This is a genomic window from Cohnella hashimotonis (assembly GCF_030014955.1).
Taxonomy (GTDB): Bacteria; Bacillota; Bacilli; order Paenibacillales; family Paenibacillaceae; genus Cohnella; species Cohnella hashimotonis.
In genome coordinates, this window is sequence record NZ_JAGRPV010000001.1 from 6,183,229 (window position 1) to 6,203,852 (window position 20,624).

The 20,624-nt window shown below is 62.0% G+C and carries 12 protein-coding genes and 1 riboswitch; all 12 genes read right to left on the reverse strand.

Going from position 1 to position 20,624, the window contains the following annotated elements; genetic code table 11:
• Positions 1-56: 56 nt before the first annotated feature.
• Positions 57-157, reverse strand: a riboswitch (purine riboswitch).
• A gap of 183 nt (positions 158-340) precedes the next feature.
• Entirely contained in the window at positions 341-1,093 is a 753-nt protein-coding gene (locus KB449_RS24860; RefSeq protein WP_282912899.1) for a YdcF family protein, read from the reverse strand.
• 74 nt (positions 1,094-1,167) lie between these two features.
• A complete protein-coding gene (guaA, locus tag KB449_RS24865; protein ID WP_282912900.1) occupies positions 1,168-2,697 on the reverse strand; it encodes a glutamine-hydrolyzing GMP synthase in 1,530 nt (509 codons plus the stop codon).
• Between the two features lie 299 nt (positions 2,698-2,996).
• The gene (locus KB449_RS24870) at positions 2,997-7,379 is read right to left on the reverse strand and encodes an S-layer homology domain-containing protein (protein ID WP_282910937.1); all 4,383 of its coding nucleotides are present in this window, start codon (positions 7,377-7,379) and stop codon (positions 2,997-2,999) included.
• A gap of 149 nt (positions 7,380-7,528) precedes the next feature.
• Entirely contained in the window at positions 7,529-7,993 is a 465-nt protein-coding gene (gene bcp, locus KB449_RS24875; protein ID WP_282910938.1) for a thioredoxin-dependent thiol peroxidase, read from the reverse strand.
• A 179-nt stretch (positions 7,994-8,172) separates the two neighbouring features.
• On the reverse strand, positions 8,173-10,335 hold the full coding sequence (locus KB449_RS24880) for a Sip1-related alpha-galactosidase (RefSeq protein WP_282910939.1): 2,163 nt from the start codon (positions 10,333-10,335) through the stop codon (positions 8,173-8,175).
• A 55-nt stretch (positions 10,336-10,390) separates the two neighbouring features.
• Positions 10,391-11,437 (reverse strand): ROK family protein, encoded by a 1,047-nt coding sequence (locus KB449_RS24885; RefSeq protein ID WP_282910940.1) that lies wholly within the window; start codon positions 11,435-11,437, stop codon positions 10,391-10,393.
• Positions 11,434-12,063 carry a D-sedoheptulose-7-phosphate isomerase gene (locus KB449_RS24890; RefSeq protein ID WP_282910941.1) on the reverse strand — a complete coding sequence of 210 codons (630 nt, stop codon included), beginning with the start codon at positions 12,061-12,063 and terminating at the stop codon, positions 11,434-11,436. The genes KB449_RS24885 and KB449_RS24890 overlap by 4 nt, the downstream gene beginning before the upstream one ends.
• A gap of 641 nt (positions 12,064-12,704) precedes the next feature.
• Entirely contained in the window at positions 12,705-15,140 is a 2,436-nt protein-coding gene (locus KB449_RS24895; RefSeq protein WP_282910942.1) for an alpha-mannosidase, read from the reverse strand.
• Positions 15,141-16,712, reverse strand: a complete 1,572-nt coding sequence (locus tag KB449_RS24900) for a sedoheptulokinase (protein WP_282910943.1) — start codon at positions 16,710-16,712, stop codon at positions 15,141-15,143.
• 128 nt (positions 16,713-16,840) lie between these two features.
• Positions 16,841-18,100 carry an amidohydrolase family protein gene (locus tag KB449_RS24905; RefSeq protein ID WP_282910944.1) on the reverse strand — a complete coding sequence of 420 codons (1,260 nt, stop codon included), beginning with the start codon at positions 18,098-18,100 and terminating at the stop codon, positions 16,841-16,843.
• 168 nt (positions 18,101-18,268) lie between these two features.
• Positions 18,269-19,630: an ABC transporter substrate-binding protein gene (locus KB449_RS24910; RefSeq protein ID WP_282910945.1), complete on the reverse strand. Its 1,362-nt coding sequence runs from the start codon at positions 19,628-19,630 to the stop codon at positions 18,269-18,271.
• A 157-nt stretch (positions 19,631-19,787) separates the two neighbouring features.
• Positions 19,788-20,615, reverse strand: a complete 828-nt coding sequence (locus KB449_RS24915; protein ID WP_282910946.1) for a carbohydrate ABC transporter permease — start codon at positions 20,613-20,615, stop codon at positions 19,788-19,790.
• Positions 20,616-20,624 lie beyond the last annotated feature (9 nt).

The following is a 20,624-nucleotide window of genomic DNA, read 5'->3' on the forward strand; positions in this document are numbered from 1 at the left end:
CTAGGTTCCGCATAAAAACGCGTTCTCATGCGCGGAGCCGATCGGTAGATCGCAGCTCCGCCTCGCGCGTTTTTCGTAGCCAGGTCCTTTGCGGTGACCTTGTAGAGACATCCGGGCCAATCCCCGGAAATATACGAATCGATATGCAATTGTTTTAAGTTATGGTCACTCGCCTATTCTAGAGCCGAAATTTGTCGGATGTCAACAAAAACATGAATATTAAAATGCGAAGCGTTTGTCTATGTTAATGATTTAGCATTATTATCAAGGATTCGCCTGTAAATGTATATTGAAAGCGGAATCAAAGTGAACATTGAAGCGGTTGAGCGAAGTCATCGCCTTATCGGAGCTTAAGCGCCAGTAAGCCGAGATACTCCTTAAGGGCCGTTCCCGTCGTGCCTGCAGACGAGCTATTGGGCGCGAGCAGGCCCGGGTAAAAGGAGAAGCGCCCGCCGCTCGAAAGATAGTCCGTCGGGAAAGGCTCGGTCTCGACGCCTGCCAGACGAAATTCCCGCACTGCCCGCGGCATGTGGAAAGCGGAGGTGACAAGGACCGGATGCGTCAAACCGGACGACTTCAGCATTGCAGCCGTATAAACCGCATTCTGTTCGGTATTCAGCGAGCGGTTTTCAACGAGGATGTCGCTCTCCGGCACGCCCAGCTGAATCAGCTGCCTCTTCGCGATATCCGCTTCGTTGCCGCTGTCGGAGAATACCTGTCCGCCCGAAAATAAAATCGGCATGCCTATCGTCCGGTGCAGCCGGACCGCCGTCAACAGCCGATTGGCCGCGCCCCCGAACAGATTGCCTTCTCCGCCAAGATCGGGCGTCCCGCGGCTAGCCCCGCCTCCCAGCACGACGATGACGTCGCCCTGAACGGCGCTCGGCTGATCGTATTGCCGCTCGAGCGCTCCAATCAAGAGCCGGCTCGTCAGCGGTATGACCGAGAGGTATAACAGCAGCGTGATACCGGCGATCAACATCGCCTGCTTGCGCGACTTCCTCCATAGCCAGAGCGAGGCCCCCGCCAGCAGCACAACAAAAATGCCCGGCGGCAGCACGAAGCTGTATACGAACTTAATGATGTAAATCAGCCTGAAGCCCTCCCTTTGACCGGTCATGAAAAATCCCTTTTATCTGCCGATGGCAAATAAAAGGGATTCGTTCTTTATTCCCACTCGATCGTCGCCGGCGGTTTCGACGTGATGTCGTAGACGACGCGATTGACGTCCCGCACTTCGTTGACGATACGTACGGATATCTTCTCCAGCACTTCCCACGGGATGCGCGCCCAGTCGGCGGTCATGCCGTCGATGGAGGTAACCGCGCGGATGCCGACGGTGTAGGAGTACGTGCGGCCGTCGCCCATGACGCCGACGCTCTTCATGCCCGGCAGCGCCGTGAAGTACTGCCAGATCTCGCGATCGAGGCCCGCCTTCGCGATCTCGTCGCGGAGGATCGCGTCGGACTCGCGGACGATCTCAAGTTTGTCTTCGGTCACTTCGCCCAGCACGCGGATCGCAAGGCCCGGGCCCGGGAACGGCTGGCGCATGACGATCGCGTCAGGCAGGCCCAGCTCGGCGCCGACCTTGCGCACCTCGTCCTTGAACAGTGCCTTCAGCGGCTCGACGAGCTTGAACTTCATGTCCTCCGGCAGGCCGCCGACGTTGTGGTGCGACTTGATCGTCTGCGCCGTCGCGGTGCCGCTCTCGACGATGTCCGTATACAGCGTGCCTTGCGCCAGGAAGGCGAAGTCGTCGAACTTCGCGGACTCTTCCTCGAACACGCGAATGAAGTCGCCGCCGATGATCTTGCGCTTTTTCTCCGGATCGCTGACGCCCTTCAGGTTGCCCAGGAACCGCTCGCTCGCGTCGATCTTGACGACGTTCATCTCGAACTTGCCGACGAACGTATCCATGACGCTCTCGGCTTCGCCCTTGCGCAGCAGGCCGTGGTCGATGAACATGCAAGTCAGCTGGTCGCCGATCGCGCGGTGGATCAACGCCGCTACGACGGACGAGTCTACGCCGCCGGACAGTGCGCACAGCACTTTTTGATCGCCGACTTCGCGCTTGATCTCCTCGATCATGTCCTCGATGAACGACTCCATGCTCCAGTCGCCTCTGCAATCGCAGATGTTATAAAGGAAGTTGCGTATCATCTCGTTGCCGTACACGGAGTGACGAACCTCCGGGTGGAACTGCACGGCGTACAGCCGGCGCTCCGGATGGCTCATGGCCGCGACCGGCGCATGCGGCGTGCTGGCGTCGACGCGGAAACCCTCAGGCAGCTCGGTGACATGGTCGCCGTGGCTCATCCAGACGGTCTGGCGCGTCTCGAGATCGCGGATCAGATGCGAGTCCGCGACGAAGTCGACGTCCGACTTGCCGTATTCGCGCTTGGATGCCGGCTCGACCTTGCCGCCTTGCTGGTGGGTGATCAGCTGCATGCCGTAGCAAATGCCGAGAATCGGAACGCCGAGCTCGTAAACGCCCGGATCGACGGAAGGCGCGCCTTCCGCATAAACGCTGGCAGGACCGCCAGAGAAAACGATGCCTTTGGGATTAAGCGCGCGGAGCTTGTCCGCCGGCGTATTGTGGGGGAGCAGTTCGCTGTACACGCCGAGATCGCGGATCCGCCTGGCGATAAGCTGGTTGTACTGGCCGCCAAAGTCGAGTACGACGATCATTTCATGCATTTGATTAGTCACGAGAAGTAGACGAGCCTCCTGTCCGGGCCTGACGCCGTCGTACGGCGCCGGAGATGAACCATATTGCACGATAAACGGAATCGATTGAAGCTATTATAGACTTGCTGCGTGACAGCGTCAACCGGAGATCCCGCCGCCTATATGCTCGATCTTCGCAACGATCAATGGCAGCGGAGGGACGCTCCTCTACCCCGTACGCGATATCAAATTAGCAAGGCTGGCTGGAGTAGAAAGCGGGCAGCGGGAGCCTTGAGATCTCCCGGTCTGCCCGACTGCATGAGCGAGAACTAATGATCGATGAATTGCAAGGCCACCAGCAGCCGTTTCAATGTCGCTGCCGCTTCCGCCCGGGTCGCGAAGGCTTCCGGATGCATGCGGCCGTCGGCCGTCCCGCGCATAATGCCGGCTGCGGCGATCCGTTCCGCCGCCGAGCGGGCCCAAGGCGAGATTTGCTCCTCGTCGGAGAAGCTTGCCGGTGCACCGTTGGATCCGGCTGCATTTGCCTGTCCCCCCGCAAGCGTCAGCGCATGGGCCAACATCACAGCCATTTGCTCCCGTGTCACCTGGGCGTTCGGGTCGAACCGCTCCTCCGTCACGCCGCTCGCCAAGCCAGCCTTCACGCCGGCCGCCACCTCCGGAGCGAACCAAGCGTTCGCGGGTACATCAACAAAGGCCTGAGCCGTCGGATCCGCCGCCGTCCTCAGTCCCATCGCCCGCACGAGCAGGGCGAGGAATTCCGCGCGTGTAATCTTGCCGTTCGGGGCGAACCTCATATCCGATACGCCCTGCACGATCTGCTTCGCGGTCAGCAGCTCCACGTCATCCTTCGCCCAGTGACCGATCAGATCATCGAACGAACGCTTCGTCGTTTCCATAATGGCATAGATGCTGTTGTGCGGCGAACGCATGGACATTTGCTTCTTGTCGTCGCCTCTCGTCCCGATGACGGCCGGAATGAAGGACAGCGACGAGGCACCCGGATCGTAGACGACGGCGGCATAGCTCCCGCCCTCCTTGATGTTCTCCAGAACGATGGCCCGAGCCATGTACGTGCCGCCGAAGTCCTTCACTTCCAACGATCTGCTGCCTGTCGATACGGTAATTCGGAAGTCGACCGCTTGCCCGATCAGCTTCATCCCTTTGGCTCCGGCCAAGCGCTCCAACTCGGTTCTCGTCGACCCAGTGACCTCCGAAGCCAAGATATTTACCTTCATATTCTTCAGGTCGACCTCGAGCCGGGAGGCGAGATCCGCCAAATCAAGCACGCTCACCTGCAGCTGGAAGCTGGAGGCGTTCAGCCGGGACTCGAATAGAACGCCTGGGAACGAGGCTTGCAGCAGCCTCAGCTTTTCGGCCGAAAACTCTATCTTCGCTGTCTGCTCCGTATCGTCGATGGCCAGGACGATCTTCGGGAGTTCGACTTTGGCAAGCTTGTCACGAATCTGATCCATCAGGTAGTCGGACAGTACGATCTTATCGATAACCGTTCCGTCCGCTTGAATCTCCTTCGCGATGTCCGGCGGCGCGATGCGCACCAGAAGCCCTCCGCCCGGCGACGTTTCGATCGTTGTTCGCGGACCGGAAGGAACGTCCGGCTGCGCCCAGATGGACGAGATCGTCGTCGTCTTTACCGCTTCGTTGCCGGCGGCATCCCGGGCATATACGGTATAGGGCCCGTTCTCCCTCACTGCGAACGATCCCGAGGCGAGAATCGAAGTTCCGACAGCGCCGTTCGCGAAGTCCGAGACGCTGCGTGTTCCCGTCATCCAGTTCAGCTTAGCCAGTGCGTTGCCCGCAGTGCTTTCCCCATATACGGTCGCCGTCGCCAGAACGTTAGCCTCATAACTTGAAACCTGAGTCGCCACAAGCTCCAGCTGCGGGGCTACGCCGAGCAATCGTATGCCGCTCGTATCCGGCACGCCGAAGCTTAAAGGGGCCTGAGTACCGTCCGAGATAAAAGTGACGTCGGCGCCATCCGACAATTCAAGCTGCGAAGCCGGCTGTATGCCGTCCTCGTCCGCAATCCCTTGGGGAAGCGAATAACTGAAGGTTAACGTCTTCGTCGGCTGGCCAGTCGTACCCGTATAAACCGCATATACCGATTGCGTCACCGAGCCGGTGCCTGCTACAATGGGCAGTCGCGGCGTGCCGGCGACGCTCACCGGCTCACGGTAGGTCAAGGTAAAGACAAGCTCTGCGTTCGTTCCGTACAAGCCCGACTCCGGAACATCCAGCACGACGCCGACTACCGTCAGTTCAAAAGCCGCGATCGCGTCGTTCAGCGTCGCCGTTGCTGCGTCCAGTTGCGTCTGCGTTTGATTCGCCGCGTCGTTCGACACCACCTGCGCAGCGTCGATTGCCGTCTGCAGCGCGTTCCGGGCGTTCGCGGGCGCCTGTCCGATGCCCGTTCCCTCCGGACGGTCCGTCAGCGCCTGCTCAGCCGTCGCAATCGCCGCATCCAGCGCCGCCGCGTCGCCGGCTCCATTCACGGCTTCGTTGAATGCCGCGATCGCGTCGTTCAGCGTCGCCGTTGCTGCGTCCAATTGCGTTTGCGTTTGATTCGCCGCGTCGTTCAACACCGCCTGCGCAGCGTCGATTGCCGTCTGCAGCGCGTTCCTGGCGTTCGCGGATGCCTGTCCGACGTCCGTTCCCTCGGGACGGTCCGCTAGCGTCTGTACTGCCGTCGCGATCGCAGCGTTCAGCACCGCCGCGTCGCCCGCGCTGACCACAGCTCCGTTGAACGCCGCGATCGCGTCGTTCAGCGTCGCCGTTGCTGCGTCCAATTGCGCCTGCAATTGATGCGCCGCATCGTCAAATATCGCCTGCGCAGCGTCGATCGCCGTCTGCAGCGCGTTCCGGGCGTTCGCAGATGCCTGTCCGACGTCCGTCCCCTCGGGATGGTCCGCCAGCGTCTGTACTGCCGTCAAGATCGCCGCGTCCAGCGCTGCCGCGTCGCCTGCCGGCAGTATGTTCGACACGTCAATCGGCTTGACCGTCTCATTGCCTGCCAGATCCTTGGCATATACCGTATAAATCCCGTTGCTAGTCGCATCGAACGCTTTGGCCGCGGTGACATCCGTACCTGAGCCTGCAAAGTCGGACGCTACCCGGTTCCCGGGCAGCCACTTCAAGAGACTGAGCGAATTGCCGCTGCCGTTAACCAGCGCCGATATATTCACGGTCACCGGATCGAACGTATCGCTCGTCGTCGAAAGCGTAAGTGTCAGAGCGGGCGCGACGGGCATGTTGACCTGGTAAGAGACGGTCGCGGAGACTTGAGACGTGTAGCTGCCGTCCCCTGAGAAATGGGCGCTAAACGAATGCGCACCCACGCTCAGCGATGCCGTCGTCCAGGTAGCGATGCCGTCGATGAGCGGGACGCCGCTGGCTAACGAAGCGGAGCCGTCTTTGAACTCGACCGTGCCTGTCGGCGTCTCCACATCGCCGGTCACCGTAGCCGTCAGCGTAACCGACTGCAGCTTGGTTGAAGAAGATGCCGGCGACACGCTTAGCGTTGCAGAAGGCGTAAACTTTAATGGGACCGGCGCCAGCGTCCCGCTGCCCCAAGTCCAGATTCGTCCGTCGGCATCGATCGCGTACGACTGGCCATAGCCGGCGGCAACCGATTTGAAATGAACCTGAATTCCGTTGTTCGTCACGGTCAGCTTGCTCGGCGGCCCGTTATCAGTCTCGCCGTTGCCCAGCTGTCCCTGGTTATTAAGTCCCCAGCTCCAAATGTCGCCGTTCGTGTCCAGGCCCAGGACGAATCGCTCGCCGGCGGATACGGAATCGAAGGTTACCGGGTCTCCAGATTCTTTTATCGTTCGTTGCGTGGGCGTCCCGTCGTCGGTCGTTCCGTTGTCCCCCAATTGGCCCGATTCGTTCTCGCCCCATGTCCAGACGTGGCCGCCGGCATCAACTGCGGCGTGCAGCACGTAAGAGGAGGAACTTCCCGAGCCGTTGCCTGTCGAGATCGATCGGAAGTGGGCCGGTGCCCCGCCTCCGTCATTGAGATCATATTTGCTGTTGACTAAACCGACTGTGTAAAGATTCCAGATCCGGTTGGACGTATCAAGGGCAATCGCATCTTCGTTGCTGTCCGATATCTGCTTGAATGCGACAGGGCTCCCCCCATCCGTAACAGGCAGCTTTTTCGGCGCATCGCCGATCGTGCGACCCCAGCCCCAGATGCTCCCGTCGCGGCTGTCGATGGCGAACGTGGTGAATCTGCCTCTCGCCATCCCCGTAAACGTAACATCCGTACCGCCGTCCGATACGAGCAGCTTGGTCCAAGACGACGAGCCCGGCAGCGGCGTGGCCTTTATCTCCTGCACGTATTTTCCTGCCCACCACAAGTGCCCCGCAGTGTCGAGTGCCGTGGACCCTCCCCAGCCCGTCTTGACGTCCTGGAACGTCACGGGCGTTCCCCCGACCGTCACGTCGATTCTTCGGGGCGTCGGCGAATCCGTCGTCGTCCCATTGCCGAATTGGCCGGAGTCGTTGTATCCCCACGCCCAAATATGGCCGTCGTTGTCCAGAGCGACCGTCGTGCCGTAATCCGAGTTCACGGACTTAAACTTCAAGCCTGTCGCTGCGCTAGCCTGCGGCGGCACGAGCATCGGCCCTGCTAATAGGAGAATCGCTAGAATAACACTCAACAGTTTTTTCAATTCCGACTTCCTTTCCGACAACCGGTTTATAGATTAGTTAATACTATTTTATACCAATCCTCGGATATCGGAAGACTTTTTTCGACAAAAACGCTAGAGACGCCTTCAAACGGAAAGGCGGACGGCAAGCCGCTCGCCGCCTCCATTCTTCACCCTTTCACCGCATCCAGCACTTTCTCCGCATGCCCTTTCACCCTCACGTTACGCCATTCTGCGCGAAGAATCCCTTCCTCGTCGATGAGAAACGTCGAACGGACGATGCCCATGTATTCCTTTCCGTACAGCTTCTTGAGCTGCCAAACGCCGTACAGCTCCGCAACCCGATGGTCGGGGTCCGACAGCAGCAGAAACGGGAGGCCGAACTTGTCCGCAAACTTGCGGTGCGCCTTCAGATCGTCCGGACTAACGCCGAGCACGACGGCGCCGGAGTCGTCGAACGACGGATGCGCGTCTCGGAAATCGCACGTTTCCTGCGTGCAGGCCGGCGTGTTATCCTTCGGATAAAAATAAAGCACGACCTTGCGGCCGCGGTATTGGCTGAGACGGACCGGCCCTTCCGCGCTCTCCAGCTCAAAGTCCGGAGCGGGAGATCCGACTTGAAACGATGCTTCCACTTGTTGCTTCTCTCCTTTAATCTACAGTTCTCCCCATAGCCTAGCAGAAGTCGTTAACGGAGTAAAAGCTTGTCGTCGCGGGCGCGGCAATTGACGTTATTTCCCGGGAAAAGAACAACCGGATTCGCCACCCCTCGCGGGTCTGGCGAATCCGGTCATGAAGCGGCAGCCCGCTTGGCTCATGGGTTTCCGGCTGCGGCGAGCTCGATCTCAAGATAGCATTCTCCCTTGCCCTCCGGCAATTCGACGGTGTAAAAGCGCGCGCCGGCGCTTTTGACTTCGACATCCTCGCCGTTTGCCCGCGCGGATAGTGGCAGCCTGTCGGTGACGAAGCCGAACGGTCCGCCGCCTTCGCGGACGCGAATACGCATCCCGCCGCGGCTGTCCGCCGCGCAAGAGAGCACCGCATGCGATCCGGCAAACTTGTCGAGCCTGCCGAGCGGCGCGAAGCCGTCCGCAAGCGGCGCGACGGTCCAGATCGCGCTGTCGCCTGGCGCTAGATCCAGCGGGAGCGCCTCCCCGCGCCCCACGATGTCCGCTTTGCCCGACCCGTGCTCGTGCAGCGCGAAGCTTTCGCCGCCGAGGCCAGGCACATCGCCCGGCCCGATCGAAGCCTCCATCCGGCCCGGCTCCGCGTCGATCCGAAAGACCGCGACCACGCCCGCGCCGCCCGACGTATTCCACAGCTTCAGCGGCAGCGCCTCCCGCGTCGGATCCAGCAGCAGGCAGTCCGGCGCCGGAACCGCGACCCTGTCGCAGCGAAGCAGCGTGCCGTCGCGGTAGGCGAGCGGCTGCAGCAGCGCGGGATCGGTCTGGTCGGGCGGATCGCTCACGTAGACCGGGCCGCCGCTGATTGCGCGGAGCAGCGCCCCTGCCCGCGCATCCTGGTGCCGCGTCCAGAACATGTCCCAGTCGCCCCAATAGAAGGCGCCGTGCCAGTATGAATTGTAGGCGTTCTGCAGCGCATGCTCTGCAAATCCGCGGAGGTCCTGCGGCACGAAGTCGTCGCTGCTGCGGGATACCGCGGACTTCGGTCGGTGCCATACGCTTTCGGCGGCCATGCCCATGCAGTTGATCAGCGCCGCGTCGAAGTGGAGCGCTACCGACGCTTCCAGCGAGGCATGCGACGCCGAGACAGCTTCGCCGACCGCGTGCGTGCCTGCCCAGAAATTCGACACGGCGCTCTGGCTGTCGACCTTGACGAAGTCGACGCCCTGCCGCGACAGCCAATCGTGCCAGCCGTGCCAAAATCCGAACGCTTCGCCAGGCTCTGGCGATGGCAGCAGCTGTCCGCGGCCATTTGTGCGCAAGGAGCGGCCGTAAATACGCGCTTCCTCGCTTTGCAGATCGATGCCGCCCCAATAGCCCGCTATCGTATGCCATACGCCGACGTGACGGATGTCGAATCGCTTTTTAAGCTGACCGATCGTGTGCCCGAGCCCGCCGGGAAACTTCTCCCGATCCGCCTCGAATCGCGCCAGCTTGCCGTCACGGACATCCGACCAGCCGTCGTCGATCATGAACCAGCCGGCCGGCACGCCAAGGCGCTGCAGCTCCTCTGCTTTTTGCAGCAGGCCTTCCTCGTTAACCTTGTGATAAAAGGCGTCCCAGCTGCACCAGCCCAGACGGTCGAGCATCGGCGGATACGTTTTGTTCGAGCGAAGCAGCCCGGTTCTGCCAAGCGACTCCGCGGCGACGGCTGCATGCCTCTCGATCAGCGCATAAGGATCCTCGCCGGCCCCCATTACGAAGGCAAGCGTGTCGAGCCGCGTCATCCCCGCTCCCCCCGGCGTCAACCGCACAACGATCCCAGCTTCGCAGCCTGACACATCTGCGCGTATGGCGCCGCCGCTGACGGGCAGCACCTGCAGATAGCGCTCGCCGTCGCCGCATAGCAGCGATTGGGTTCGCATCGGGATGTCCCTCCAGTCGGCGCCGAACGCAGGACGCGTCCACCAGTCCTTGTGCTGGTAGACAGCCATCCAACGTCCTGGAACGGCGCCGGCATCGAGCCGGAGCTCGATCGCATTCGCCTGTGCGAACGTTCGCTGGCTCCCGAATACATTTTCGTTCGCAAGCTCCGCCTCGACATGTCCCGTCACGCAATCTCCCTTTTGCCGGATGATAAACGTGACGCGAGTGCCGCCCTTCTCGTCCGCGAAGGCGTATCTGGTTTCATTTAATGTATTTTTGTCGCCATTCGTCGACACGTCGGAGACCGAAGGCAAGCGCAGCTCCGCCGGCACGCCGCCGGGTTCGTTCAGTCTGACCGTACAGCTCGCCCAAATCGCCTGACCGTCATTTCCTTCTTTAGCTCCCGAAGTGAGCAGCCAATCGAACACCATTCGTCCCTCCTTCGCCTTTTCACTCGATGCCTTCTACTTCAAGCCCGCTCGCTCACGCTTCAAGCGCGTGAAGCGCGACCGACAGGCTCGCCGCGTCCCCGACATTCTCCCGCAGCTGCGACGGCAAGATCCGGCAAGCCGCAAGCGAACGCGGCAGCGCCTCCCGCCGAAGCGTTTCCAGAACGACCGGCGCAAGCAGCGGCTCCTGCCGCGCGTAAATGCTGCCGATAACGATCGCTTCCGGATTGAGCAGATCGACCAATACGGCGAGACCGCGCCCCAGCTCGATGCCGGTGACGCGCACGATCAGCGCGGCGAGCTCGTCGCCGGACCGGGCCGCTTCGAAGATCTCGCGGGCCGTCAATGCTTGCTCGGCGTCGGGGCCGCTCGGAAGCGCGGTCTTTTTGCCGGCCTGCACCCATTCCTCGATCATGCCGATGCCCAGTCTCGCCATGCCCCCGCCGCTGCAGAAGCCCTCGAAGGAGCCGGCCTTGCCATAGCCGACAGGACCTTTGTCCCGCATGCGCATATGGCCGACCTCGCCCGCCATGTCGTTCGCTCCTGTATACAGCCTGCCGTTTAATATGAGCCCCGCCCCCATGCCGGTGCCGAAGGTGAGAAATGCCATATGCCGCGTGCCTCGCCCAGCTCCCCAGCGCCATTCCGCCAGCGCGCAGGCATTGGCGTCGTTCTGCAGCGCGGCGGGCACGCCAAAACGCTCGCGCAGCGGCGCGAGCACGTCGACGCCGTCCCAGCCTGGCAGATTGGGCGGAGACAGCACGAGGCCGGCCGCGCTGTCCAGCGGGCCGCCGCAGCTGACGCCGATTGCGGCAGGGCCGCCGCGGGCCTGATCCGACGTGCCCGCCGAACCCTCCGCCGCTATCGCAGCTGCGCCCCCGGCCGTTTTCCTCGCGCCTTCGCCATGCTCCGCAAGCAGCGCTTCAAGCGTGGTCATTAACGCCTCCATCGTCTCCCCGGGCGTTGCCGGCGTCGGAAAACTCGTTTTCCCGACAATATCGATTGTATCCTCCGAAGCCTCGCCAATGACCGCCGCGCATTTCGTGCCGCCGATATCCAGCCCCGCGAGCAGCCGTTTCATGGGAAAAACGCCTCCTCCAGCATCATGCAAAGCGCATGATAGATCGGCAGATGCCGCTCCTGGATGTCCGGTGTCCGGTCGTACGGCACGCGGATCGTCACTTCGCACAACGAAGCGAGCTTGCCGCCTCCGCTGCCAGTAAAGGCGATCGTAGCGAGGCCCAACGACTTGGCGACCTGAACCGCGCGAACGACGTTAACCGAGCTGCCGGACGTGCTGAACACGACGAGCGTGTCCTCCGGCTTCCCGTATCCGTACACCTGCTGCGCGAAAACCATATCGGCTGCCACGTCGTTAATATAGGCCGTCGCCAGCGCCGATTGGCTGACGAGCGAGATTGCCGGCAGCGCCCCCTGCAGTCTGTCCGCCATATACGCGCCTTCCTCGCCCCAAACGGCAAGCCTCTCCCGCTCCGACTCGCCCAGCCGGCGCGGCGACATGAAGCCCTTCATCAGCTCGCCCACCACATGCTCGCAATCGGCGGCGCTGCCGCCGTTGCCGGCCAGCAGCATCTTGCCGCCCCGCGCGAACGAGCTGCGCGCAGCCTCGAACGCCGCCTCGATATCTGCGCTGCAGACCTCCAGCTCCGGATACTTCGCGATCAGCTCATCCAATGTCCTGTTCAAGCGCGGCACCTCCTTTTTATTGCTTCATATCGTTAAACGCCGCTCGGCCACCGCAGCTCTTAGCGGCATTCCGTGCCGCTATCGCACCCGTCGGCCACGCCAGCGCACCCTTAGCGGCATTCCGGGACGCTATCGCACCCGTCGGCCACGCCAGCGTCCCCTTAGCGGCATTCCGTGCCGCTATCGCACCCGTCGGCCACACCAGCGCACCCTTAGCGGCATTCCATGCCGCTATCGCACCCATCGGCCCGCACCAGCATGCCTTTAGCGGCATTCCATGCCGCTATCGCACCCGTCGGCCACACCAGCGTGCCCTTAGCGGCATTCCGTGCCGCTATCTCACCCCGTCGGCCACGCCAGCGCACCCTTAGCGGCATTCCGGGACGCTATCGTACCCGTCGGCCACGCCAGCGTCCCCTTAGCGGCATTCCGTGCCGCTATCGCACCCGTCGGCCACACCAGCGCACCCTTAGCGGCATTCCATGCCGCTATCGCACCCATCGGCCCGCACCAGCATGCCCTTAGCGGCATTCCATGCCGCTATCACGCCCTCCGGCCATTCCAGCGTACCCATAGCGGCATTCCGTGCCGCTATCTCACCCCGTCGGCCACGCCAGCGTGCCCCTTAACACAATCGCCGCCTAAACGTCCCGCTCCAGCAGATCCGTCTCCACGACCGGCCGCGCCGCGTCCCGCGGCACGCGGTACGTCTTGATCTCGCTCGGCCCGAACTCTGCGCGGATGATGCGTCCGAACCGCGGCAGCGCGATCTCCGCCTGCGTGCGGCGTCCCTCCGTCTCATAAGCGCGGACGATCAGGTCGTCGCCGCCGCCTTCCGCGATCTTCACCGCACTCACGACGACATTGTCCGCGGAAGATGCCACATACGAATCCGCCAGCGGCAGGTCGCCTTCATGGTACGTTTCGATGACTGCCGTCGGCCTGCAGTTCAGCTCCGCCGCGCGATGCGCGGTGCCGGCCTGCTCCCAGCCGCCTTCGTGCGGCAGCAGCGAATAATTGAACCGCTGGATGCCCTGATCGATAAACGAATACTCCCCGTCCGGCTCCGGTACGAGCGGATCGTGATGCGCATAGATCGGGCTGCGCAAAACAGTCAGCGCCAGTTCCTTGCCCGAGATGCTGTAGCTGTACTTGGCGTCGTTCAGCAGGCTGACGCCGTAGATTTTGTTCGTCTGGCGCGTCAAGCCCGTATAGTCGACCCAGCTCTGGCCCGGCTCCTCTTCGCCGTTGTGCTCGCGCTGGATCGTGCCGTAAGGCGTTTCGTACGTATGCTTGCTGAAGATGACGTTGATCGGAAAAACGAGCTTAAGCATCTTAAACTTCTCGCGCCAGTCCACCGTCACGCTGACATCGATCAGCTCGCGGTCCGGATACATGGCGAAGTCCTGCACGAGCTTCGAATCGCCGTACCGGCTTACTACGCGAATGACCGACTTGACCGGTCCGTGCTCGATACGCGACACTTTAACCGCCTTAAATTCGCCTGCTGCCTTATTAAAATGAAGCACGTCGTGGCTCCAGGTATCCGATTTGTCGTCGATGACGACCGCACGGGCCGCAGGACCGGCAAACACGTCGTGCTCCGCCTTCTTGTCGCGCAGGCTCTTGATCGCGCCCGAATCCCGGTCGAATTCCAGACGGAAGCGTCCGTTTTCCAGCACCAGATCGCTGGCGGCGATCGGCGTGCCCAAGCCTTTAAGCGACTCCGACTCCGCGACCAGCTTGTAAGTCCGGTAGCCGAGCGGCGGCAGCTCCGCCATGAAGCTCAGGCGATAGCGCCCCCCCGAGGTCGCCTGCGACTGCACCGTCTGAAACGGCACCGGCGTATCGTTTTCGTCCGTCAGCACAGTCTTCGGTCCGATGCCCCCGACTTCGAGCTCCACGTTAACCTTGCTTGCCCACGCATGCGGATTGAACACGACGATCGGCTTCATGCCCTCGTCCTGCCGGATGCCGACGCGCCACGAGATCGACTGCACCGCATCGTTGAGCGCGCGGTCCGCAATCGCCATCGCTTCGCCGAACAGGTAACGCGCGTCCTCGTAGGCCGACTCCAGGCTCGTACCCGCCAGAATGTCGTGGAATTGGTTGAACAGCACGTTTTTCCAAGCCCGTCCGAACGCCTCGAGCGGATACGGCTGCCCCGTAATCCAGGAAGCGAGCGCCGAGTACTTCTCTGCAGCGGCAAGACGGTTCTCCGCCTGACGGTTCCACTGCTTGATGCCCGAGTGCGCGCTGTAGCAGCCGCTCGCGTGGTGCTGAAGATCGTCGTGGACGACCGGAAACGACATTCCGGATGCCTCCATGTCCGCAAAGTATTGGTCGGGCGTCGCAAATACGAGCTTCGGCAGCTCCGGATCGTCGTTCAGCGCGCGGATGCTCTCGATGTTTTCCTTGGTCGGGCCGCCGCCGTGGTTGCCGACGCCGTAGAAGAACAGCAGGTCGTTCAGCGGATCCTTGAACTCGCCCAGCGCGCGGCGCACATGGCCGCCGAGCTCCTTGCCCCAGGACAGGTACTCGAACATGATGCGGAACGTCAGCACCTTCGAGCCGTCGTCCGCCTGCCACCAGAACAGCCGGCTCGGCAAGCCTTTCTCGTTCGGCATCGGCCGCATCATGACATAGTAGTCCATGCCGCTCTTCTTCAGAATCTGCGGAAGCATGGCATTGTGGCCGAAGCTATCGACGTTGTAGCCGACCTTCGCCGTCACCCCGAACTTTTCCATAAAGTAACGCTGCCCGTACAGCCCCTGCCGCACGAACGACTCGCCGCTTGGAATGTTGCAGTCCGGCTGGATCCACCAGCCGCCGACGATATTCCAACGGCCTTCGGCCACCCGCCGGCGGATCTCCTCGAACATATCCGGCGCGTTGATCTCCACCCATTCGTACATCGCTGCCGAGCTGGACGTGAACACGAAGTCGTCGTACTCCTTCATGCGATCGAGCGCCGAGCGGAACGTCGCCTTGACTTCCTGGAAGCCCTCCTGCCATTGCCACAGCCATACCGGGTCGAGGTGCGCGTTGCCGATCATGTAGAGCTTTCTATGCTTCATTTAAACGATTTCCCCTTCCGTCAGGCGGGCGCCGCCCATGCGGGTCAGCGCCTCGTCGTAATCCGTGAAAATGCCCGCACATACCGCCGCATGCACGGCCGCGCCAAAGGCCGCTTCTTCCCGCGCATCGGCGAGCTCAAGCGGCGCGCCGATCCGTTGCTCCAACAGCCGGCGCAGCGCCGGGTTGCGGCGAAGGCCGTTGCCCGCGCCGACGTGGCGCCGCACGCCGGCGAGCAGCTCTGCCGGCAGTTGCGCGGCGAACGCGGCCAGCTCGTCCGCGACGCCAGCCAGCAGGCCCGCGGTCAGCGCCTGCGGCGTCAGCGTCGCCGATGTCAGCGACGCGATCTCGCCCGCACGCGCCGGGTCGACGCGCGTCCCGAAAAACGCGGCGTCGACGCGCGGCAGCGGATGCCCCTCGTCGAGCGCCGTCAGCGCCCAGCGATTCATCGCGTCGTACAAGCGCTCGCTCGGCACGCTGCCTTCGCCGCCGCCAAGCGTTTCCGCGATCTCGCGGTAAAATCCGGCGAGCAGCGCATAGGACTTGCCGCCTCCCAGCGAGGCGCCGGCCAGCAGCCAGCCGCCGTCCGGAAACGGGCGCAGCTCCAGCCCGCCCGCCGGCTCGACCGGCTCCGGCGTGTAAAGAGACAGCTGCGCGCCCGTTCCTACATTAAAAAGCAGGCTCCCCGTCAGCGCCGGCACCGTGCCGAGATAGCTCGCCTGGTTGTCGCCGATGGCGACAGCGACCGGGATGCCCTCCGGCGTCGTGCCGACGAGAGCGCCAGCCGGCGTCGCGCCGGACCGAGTGCCGGCAGGTCTCGCCAGCGCCGGCAGCAGCGTCGCGTCGATGCCGGCACGCGCAACCGCGGCCGCGTCGAACGACCGGCTCCGCAGGTCGAACAGACCGAGGCCTGCCGCCTGCGTGGCGTCCATAAGCGGCGCCGGCCTATCCGTCAGCCGCATCGCGACGTAATCGCCGACGGTGCAAAGCTTGGCGGCCGCCTCTGGCACGCAGCCGTTCCGGCGCAGCACATCGTGCGTCAGCAAGCCGTACCCTGACGGAACGGGATAGCCGCTCAAGGTCTCGAGCTGCTCCCGATAGGTCGGCTCGCCGGAGGACGCCCGCCTGACACCCGCCGCTGCGCCTGCTTCGATTGTCCCTGCCGCCGCGCCCGCTTCGATTGTCGCTGTCCCCCCGCTTGGCGCCTGTCGCTCTCCGCGTCCGTCCTGCCACGTATAAAGCGGACTGACGGCCCTGCCGTGTCCGTCGACATAGAGGATGCCGTGCATTTGCGCGGAGATGCCGATCGCCGCCGTTTCCGGCCGGAGGTCCCGCCATTCCTCAAGCAGCGCAAGCAACTCGTCCGCGATGCGGTCCGGGTCCTGGAGCCGCTCGTCCGGCGCCTCGCCCGCGATCGCCGCATGGTTCGGCCGAACGATCGTGCGCGCCGCGCTGCCATTCCGCGTATCGACCGCCGTCGCGCATAGCGAGGTCGTGCCGATATCGAGGCCAATCACGTATCGTTTATCCGCCCCGCTCGCGCCCCGCATGGCATTCTCTGTGAATTCAGACATCAGCATCCTCCTTTCAACCGCATGCCGGAATCCAAGTCGCGCTACAAACGCCGTACAACGCCTCTTCGCCGTCCTTCACCATTCAGAAGCGTCCCCGCGACTCCAACGCGACCTGGCCTCGCCATTCCTCAATCCAGTCCTTCAAGCCCATACAGCTCGATGACGTTGTCGCGGAAGATGCGGTTCGCAAAATCGATCGCTTCGGCCTCATCCAACGCCCCGGCTTCCACCTTCTCGCTCAGCGTCTCGGCAACGATCCGTCTGGCCAGTTTCAAATGCGCATAAGTGCCTTCGATATGATTGTAGTCCCCGCCGAAGCCCTGGATCTTGTTGGCCGGCACCATCTCGATCGCCTGATGCAGCGTCTGCTTGGCGGCGGTCGGCGTGATGATGTAGACCCAGGTGAAGTCCATGTAGGCGTTCGGGAAATTTTTGACCATGCTGAGGTACACCTGATGATAAGGAAAGCCGACGTGCAGCAGCACGAAGCGCGCCTCCGGGTAATCCAGCAGCAGCGGCACGAGGTGCTCGGCGTTGGAGCGTCCGATGATGTTGCCGTCGCCCGAGACGCTTGTCTCGTGATGTCCGGTATGGATCTGCACGGGCAGGCCGATCGCGGTCGACCGTTCGATAATATGCCGGATGATATAATCCTGGAGCGGTCTCAGCTCGTTCTCCGTCATCTCGGTCCCGCCGAGCAGCCGGTCGTACAGCCGTTCCGCGTCGCCAAGCGTCGGATTGCCGCAGGCCAATGTTCTCCAGTAGGCGTGGCCCAGCTTGGTGGCGACCATGCCCTCTTGCTTGTATCGTTGCAGCAGGCCGTCCGTCGCGTCGAGATAGGCGCGGAACGAACGCACGATGGCGTCTTTGTCCGTCATCCGCCAGACCGCGAGGAGGTCCTCCGTCGTATTCAATCGGAAGGTAAAATCGAGGAACATGATCGGCCGGAACCGATCGTAGCCGAGGTCCGTCGTCTGGATAAGCGTAAAAGCCAGATCGATACCCGACCGCTCGCCGAGCACGTCGTCGTACCAGCCCGGATTTGCGCTGGCCGCGAGCACGCTCGCATTGGCTTGCAGGATGCCTTCCGCGTTCCATTCGCGAAGGCCGTGCAGCTCTTCCATCGCCTGCTTGAACATGCGGGCATAGGTCGTGTTGGACGTCCGCCGCCAATATTTCAGAAAAATAGATGCTCGTTCTTCGTCGGACAAGCCGAGGTCCCGGTCAAGCGCGCCGCGCTTCATGCCGGCCGTGATGAGGTCTGATTCCAGATAGTGAAGCAGCGAAAACAGATCGTGATTCTCTCTGCGGCGAATCTCGGGCGTCGCCAGATGCTCGTGCGCGTCGATAATGCGGAGCTGCCGGATGTGATCGTGTATGGTTTGCATCTCTTCTGTCTCTCCTTCCGCTAGCCCGTGCGGAATTGGGAGGGCCGGCCGGCAGCGGCCCCGGCGAACCGCGGTACATGCCCGTTGGTCGCCGGTCCGTGCCGAACCGCAGATCCGTGCCTGCGGCGACTGCCGTTCCTTCCATGCCGCTCCTTCGAATTAACAGTCTTAGTCGACCTTCAGCTCCGGGAAGGCGTTCTTGACTTCTTTTTTGAAGCTTGCGACCACTTTGTCGTAATCCGTCTTGTTCGTAATGCCTTGGCCCGCCGACTTGCGCCACAGGCTGAGGATCTCTTCGCCGTACTTGTCGGCGGACAGCGCCGGCAGCTTCGTGACGGTGTCGTAATAAGGCTTCAAGATGTTCTGGTCGCCGAAGAAGCTCGACTTGAACGAATCCATGTTGTCTTGATATACCGTAGCGAGGCCCGGCATGTTGCCCGTCTTGCCGAGGTTGTACGTCTGCCATTCGGAGCTTGCGATATACTTGATGAATTCGTAAGCCAGTTCCTTGTTCGGCGACTTGTCATAGATGCCGCGGTACGTACCGCCGGTGTAGAAGCCGAGCGGCGTGGAAGCGACGCCGAATTTACCCACGGCCTTGTCGTCCTTGTTGTCGATCATGAAGCCTGCCCATGCCGGCATGGAAGTGAGAACGACCGTGCCGCTGTTCAGCGCCGTGCCCCAGCCTGCGGACATGAATTCAAGCTTGGCGTCCACGTTGTTCTCGCGGATCTTTTGTTGGACCGCATACGTGTCCTTCCACTTCGGATCGATGTTCAGCGCGCCGTCCTTCACCCATGGCTCCGTATTGTACGCCATGATGTCGAACAAGTCGCCGGCATTCTCGATCAGGTGAACCTTGCCGCCGCTTTGGTCATAGACTTTTTTGCCGGTCTCGACGAGCTTATCCCAGTCGCTTACCATGGCGCCGATTTCCGTCGCGTCGTCCGTGCCGAGATATTTTTTCGCCGTTTCCTTCAAGTACCAGAAGCCGCCCGGCGAGGAGTGGTCGGAGATAGCCTTCAGCTTGCCGTCGGCGGAACGTCCGAGACCTTGCACGTAAGGCACGTAGTCTTTGACGAGGTCTTCGCCGCCCATCGCGGACAGGTCGGTCAGGAACTTGGAGTCGATGAATTTGCCGATGTAGCCGCGCTCCAGATCGAAGATGTCAGGCAGGTCCTTGCCGCTTTGCAGCGCCGTCAGCAGCTTCGTCTGATACTGGTCGCCCGGGAACATCTTGACTTCAACCTGGACGCCCGGGTTCTTTTCCATGAACTTCGCCGCCATGTCTTTCACCTGGTCGAAGAACGTCCAGATGACGAGCTTGCCCGACAACGCGCTCGGCGCAGCCGATTCGGAAGACGAGGCCGAGGCGGACGGGGATGCTGACGGCTCGGAGGCCGATGGCGAAGCCGAAGCGGAAGACGACGGGGATGCGTTATTGCCGTTGTTGTTGCCGCCGCATGCGGACAGCAGCGTGAGGATGAGGATAAGCGCCAGCGATACGGGAAGCCACGATTTTCTTTTCAAAGCAATCGCCCCTTTAGATCGTATAGTGAGAAATCCAAACTAGCGGAACTCCGGGTTCCTTGCGGTTGACTGCGCTTTCATAACTCCTTCAGTCCGTCAGGACCCGCATCACCTCTCTCACGGCGTGTCGTGCGTGTTCATACGGTGCGTTTTCCGATCAGCCCTTGACCGCGCCTGCCGCTACGCCGCTAATAATTTGTTTGGACATGACGGCGAAAAATACGAGCAGCGGTATGACGGAGATCGCGATGCCGACGTACTGGGCGCCGAAATCCGAGGAGAATGCCGACTTGACGCTGGCGATCATGACGGGAAGCGTCTGCTTGTCGTTGTCGAACAGGATGATCATCGGGGTCAGGAAGTCGTTCCACTTGCCGATGAAGGTGAAGATGGCGAGCGTCGCGATGGCCGGCCCCATGAGCGGGAGCACGATGCGGTGGAAGATGCGGAATTCTCCGCAGCCGTCGATCCGCGCCGACTCGACGATCTCGTCGGGAATCGAGGCGTCCGCGAACTGACGCATCAGGAAGATGCCGAACGCGTCGTACAGTGTCTGAAGCAGCATCGGCCAATACGTGTCGGTGAGATGCAGCATGCTCATAACCTTGAAGAAGCCGATGATGCCGAGCTGGCCGGGAATCATCATCGTGCCGAGCACGAACAGAAACAGGAAACCGCGATAGCGAAAACGGTATTTGGAGAACCCGAAGCCCGCCGCCGCCGCGAAGTAGACGCTGAGGGCCGTTCCCGTGACCGCGAGAAATACGGTATTGAAGAAGCCGCGCCAGATATGAACGGAGCCGACGAGCCGCTCGTAGTTGTTGGCCAGCTCGGTGCCGGGCCAGAGCAGCAGCCTGCTCGCGATATCGGAGTTGGCGTGGGTCGACGTAATCATCATGCTGTAAAAAGGAACGAGACAAACGAAAGCGACGGCAGCCAGCAAGAGATACAGCAGGGCTTTGGTGTGGGTATATCCGGATCTCATATGCGCGGC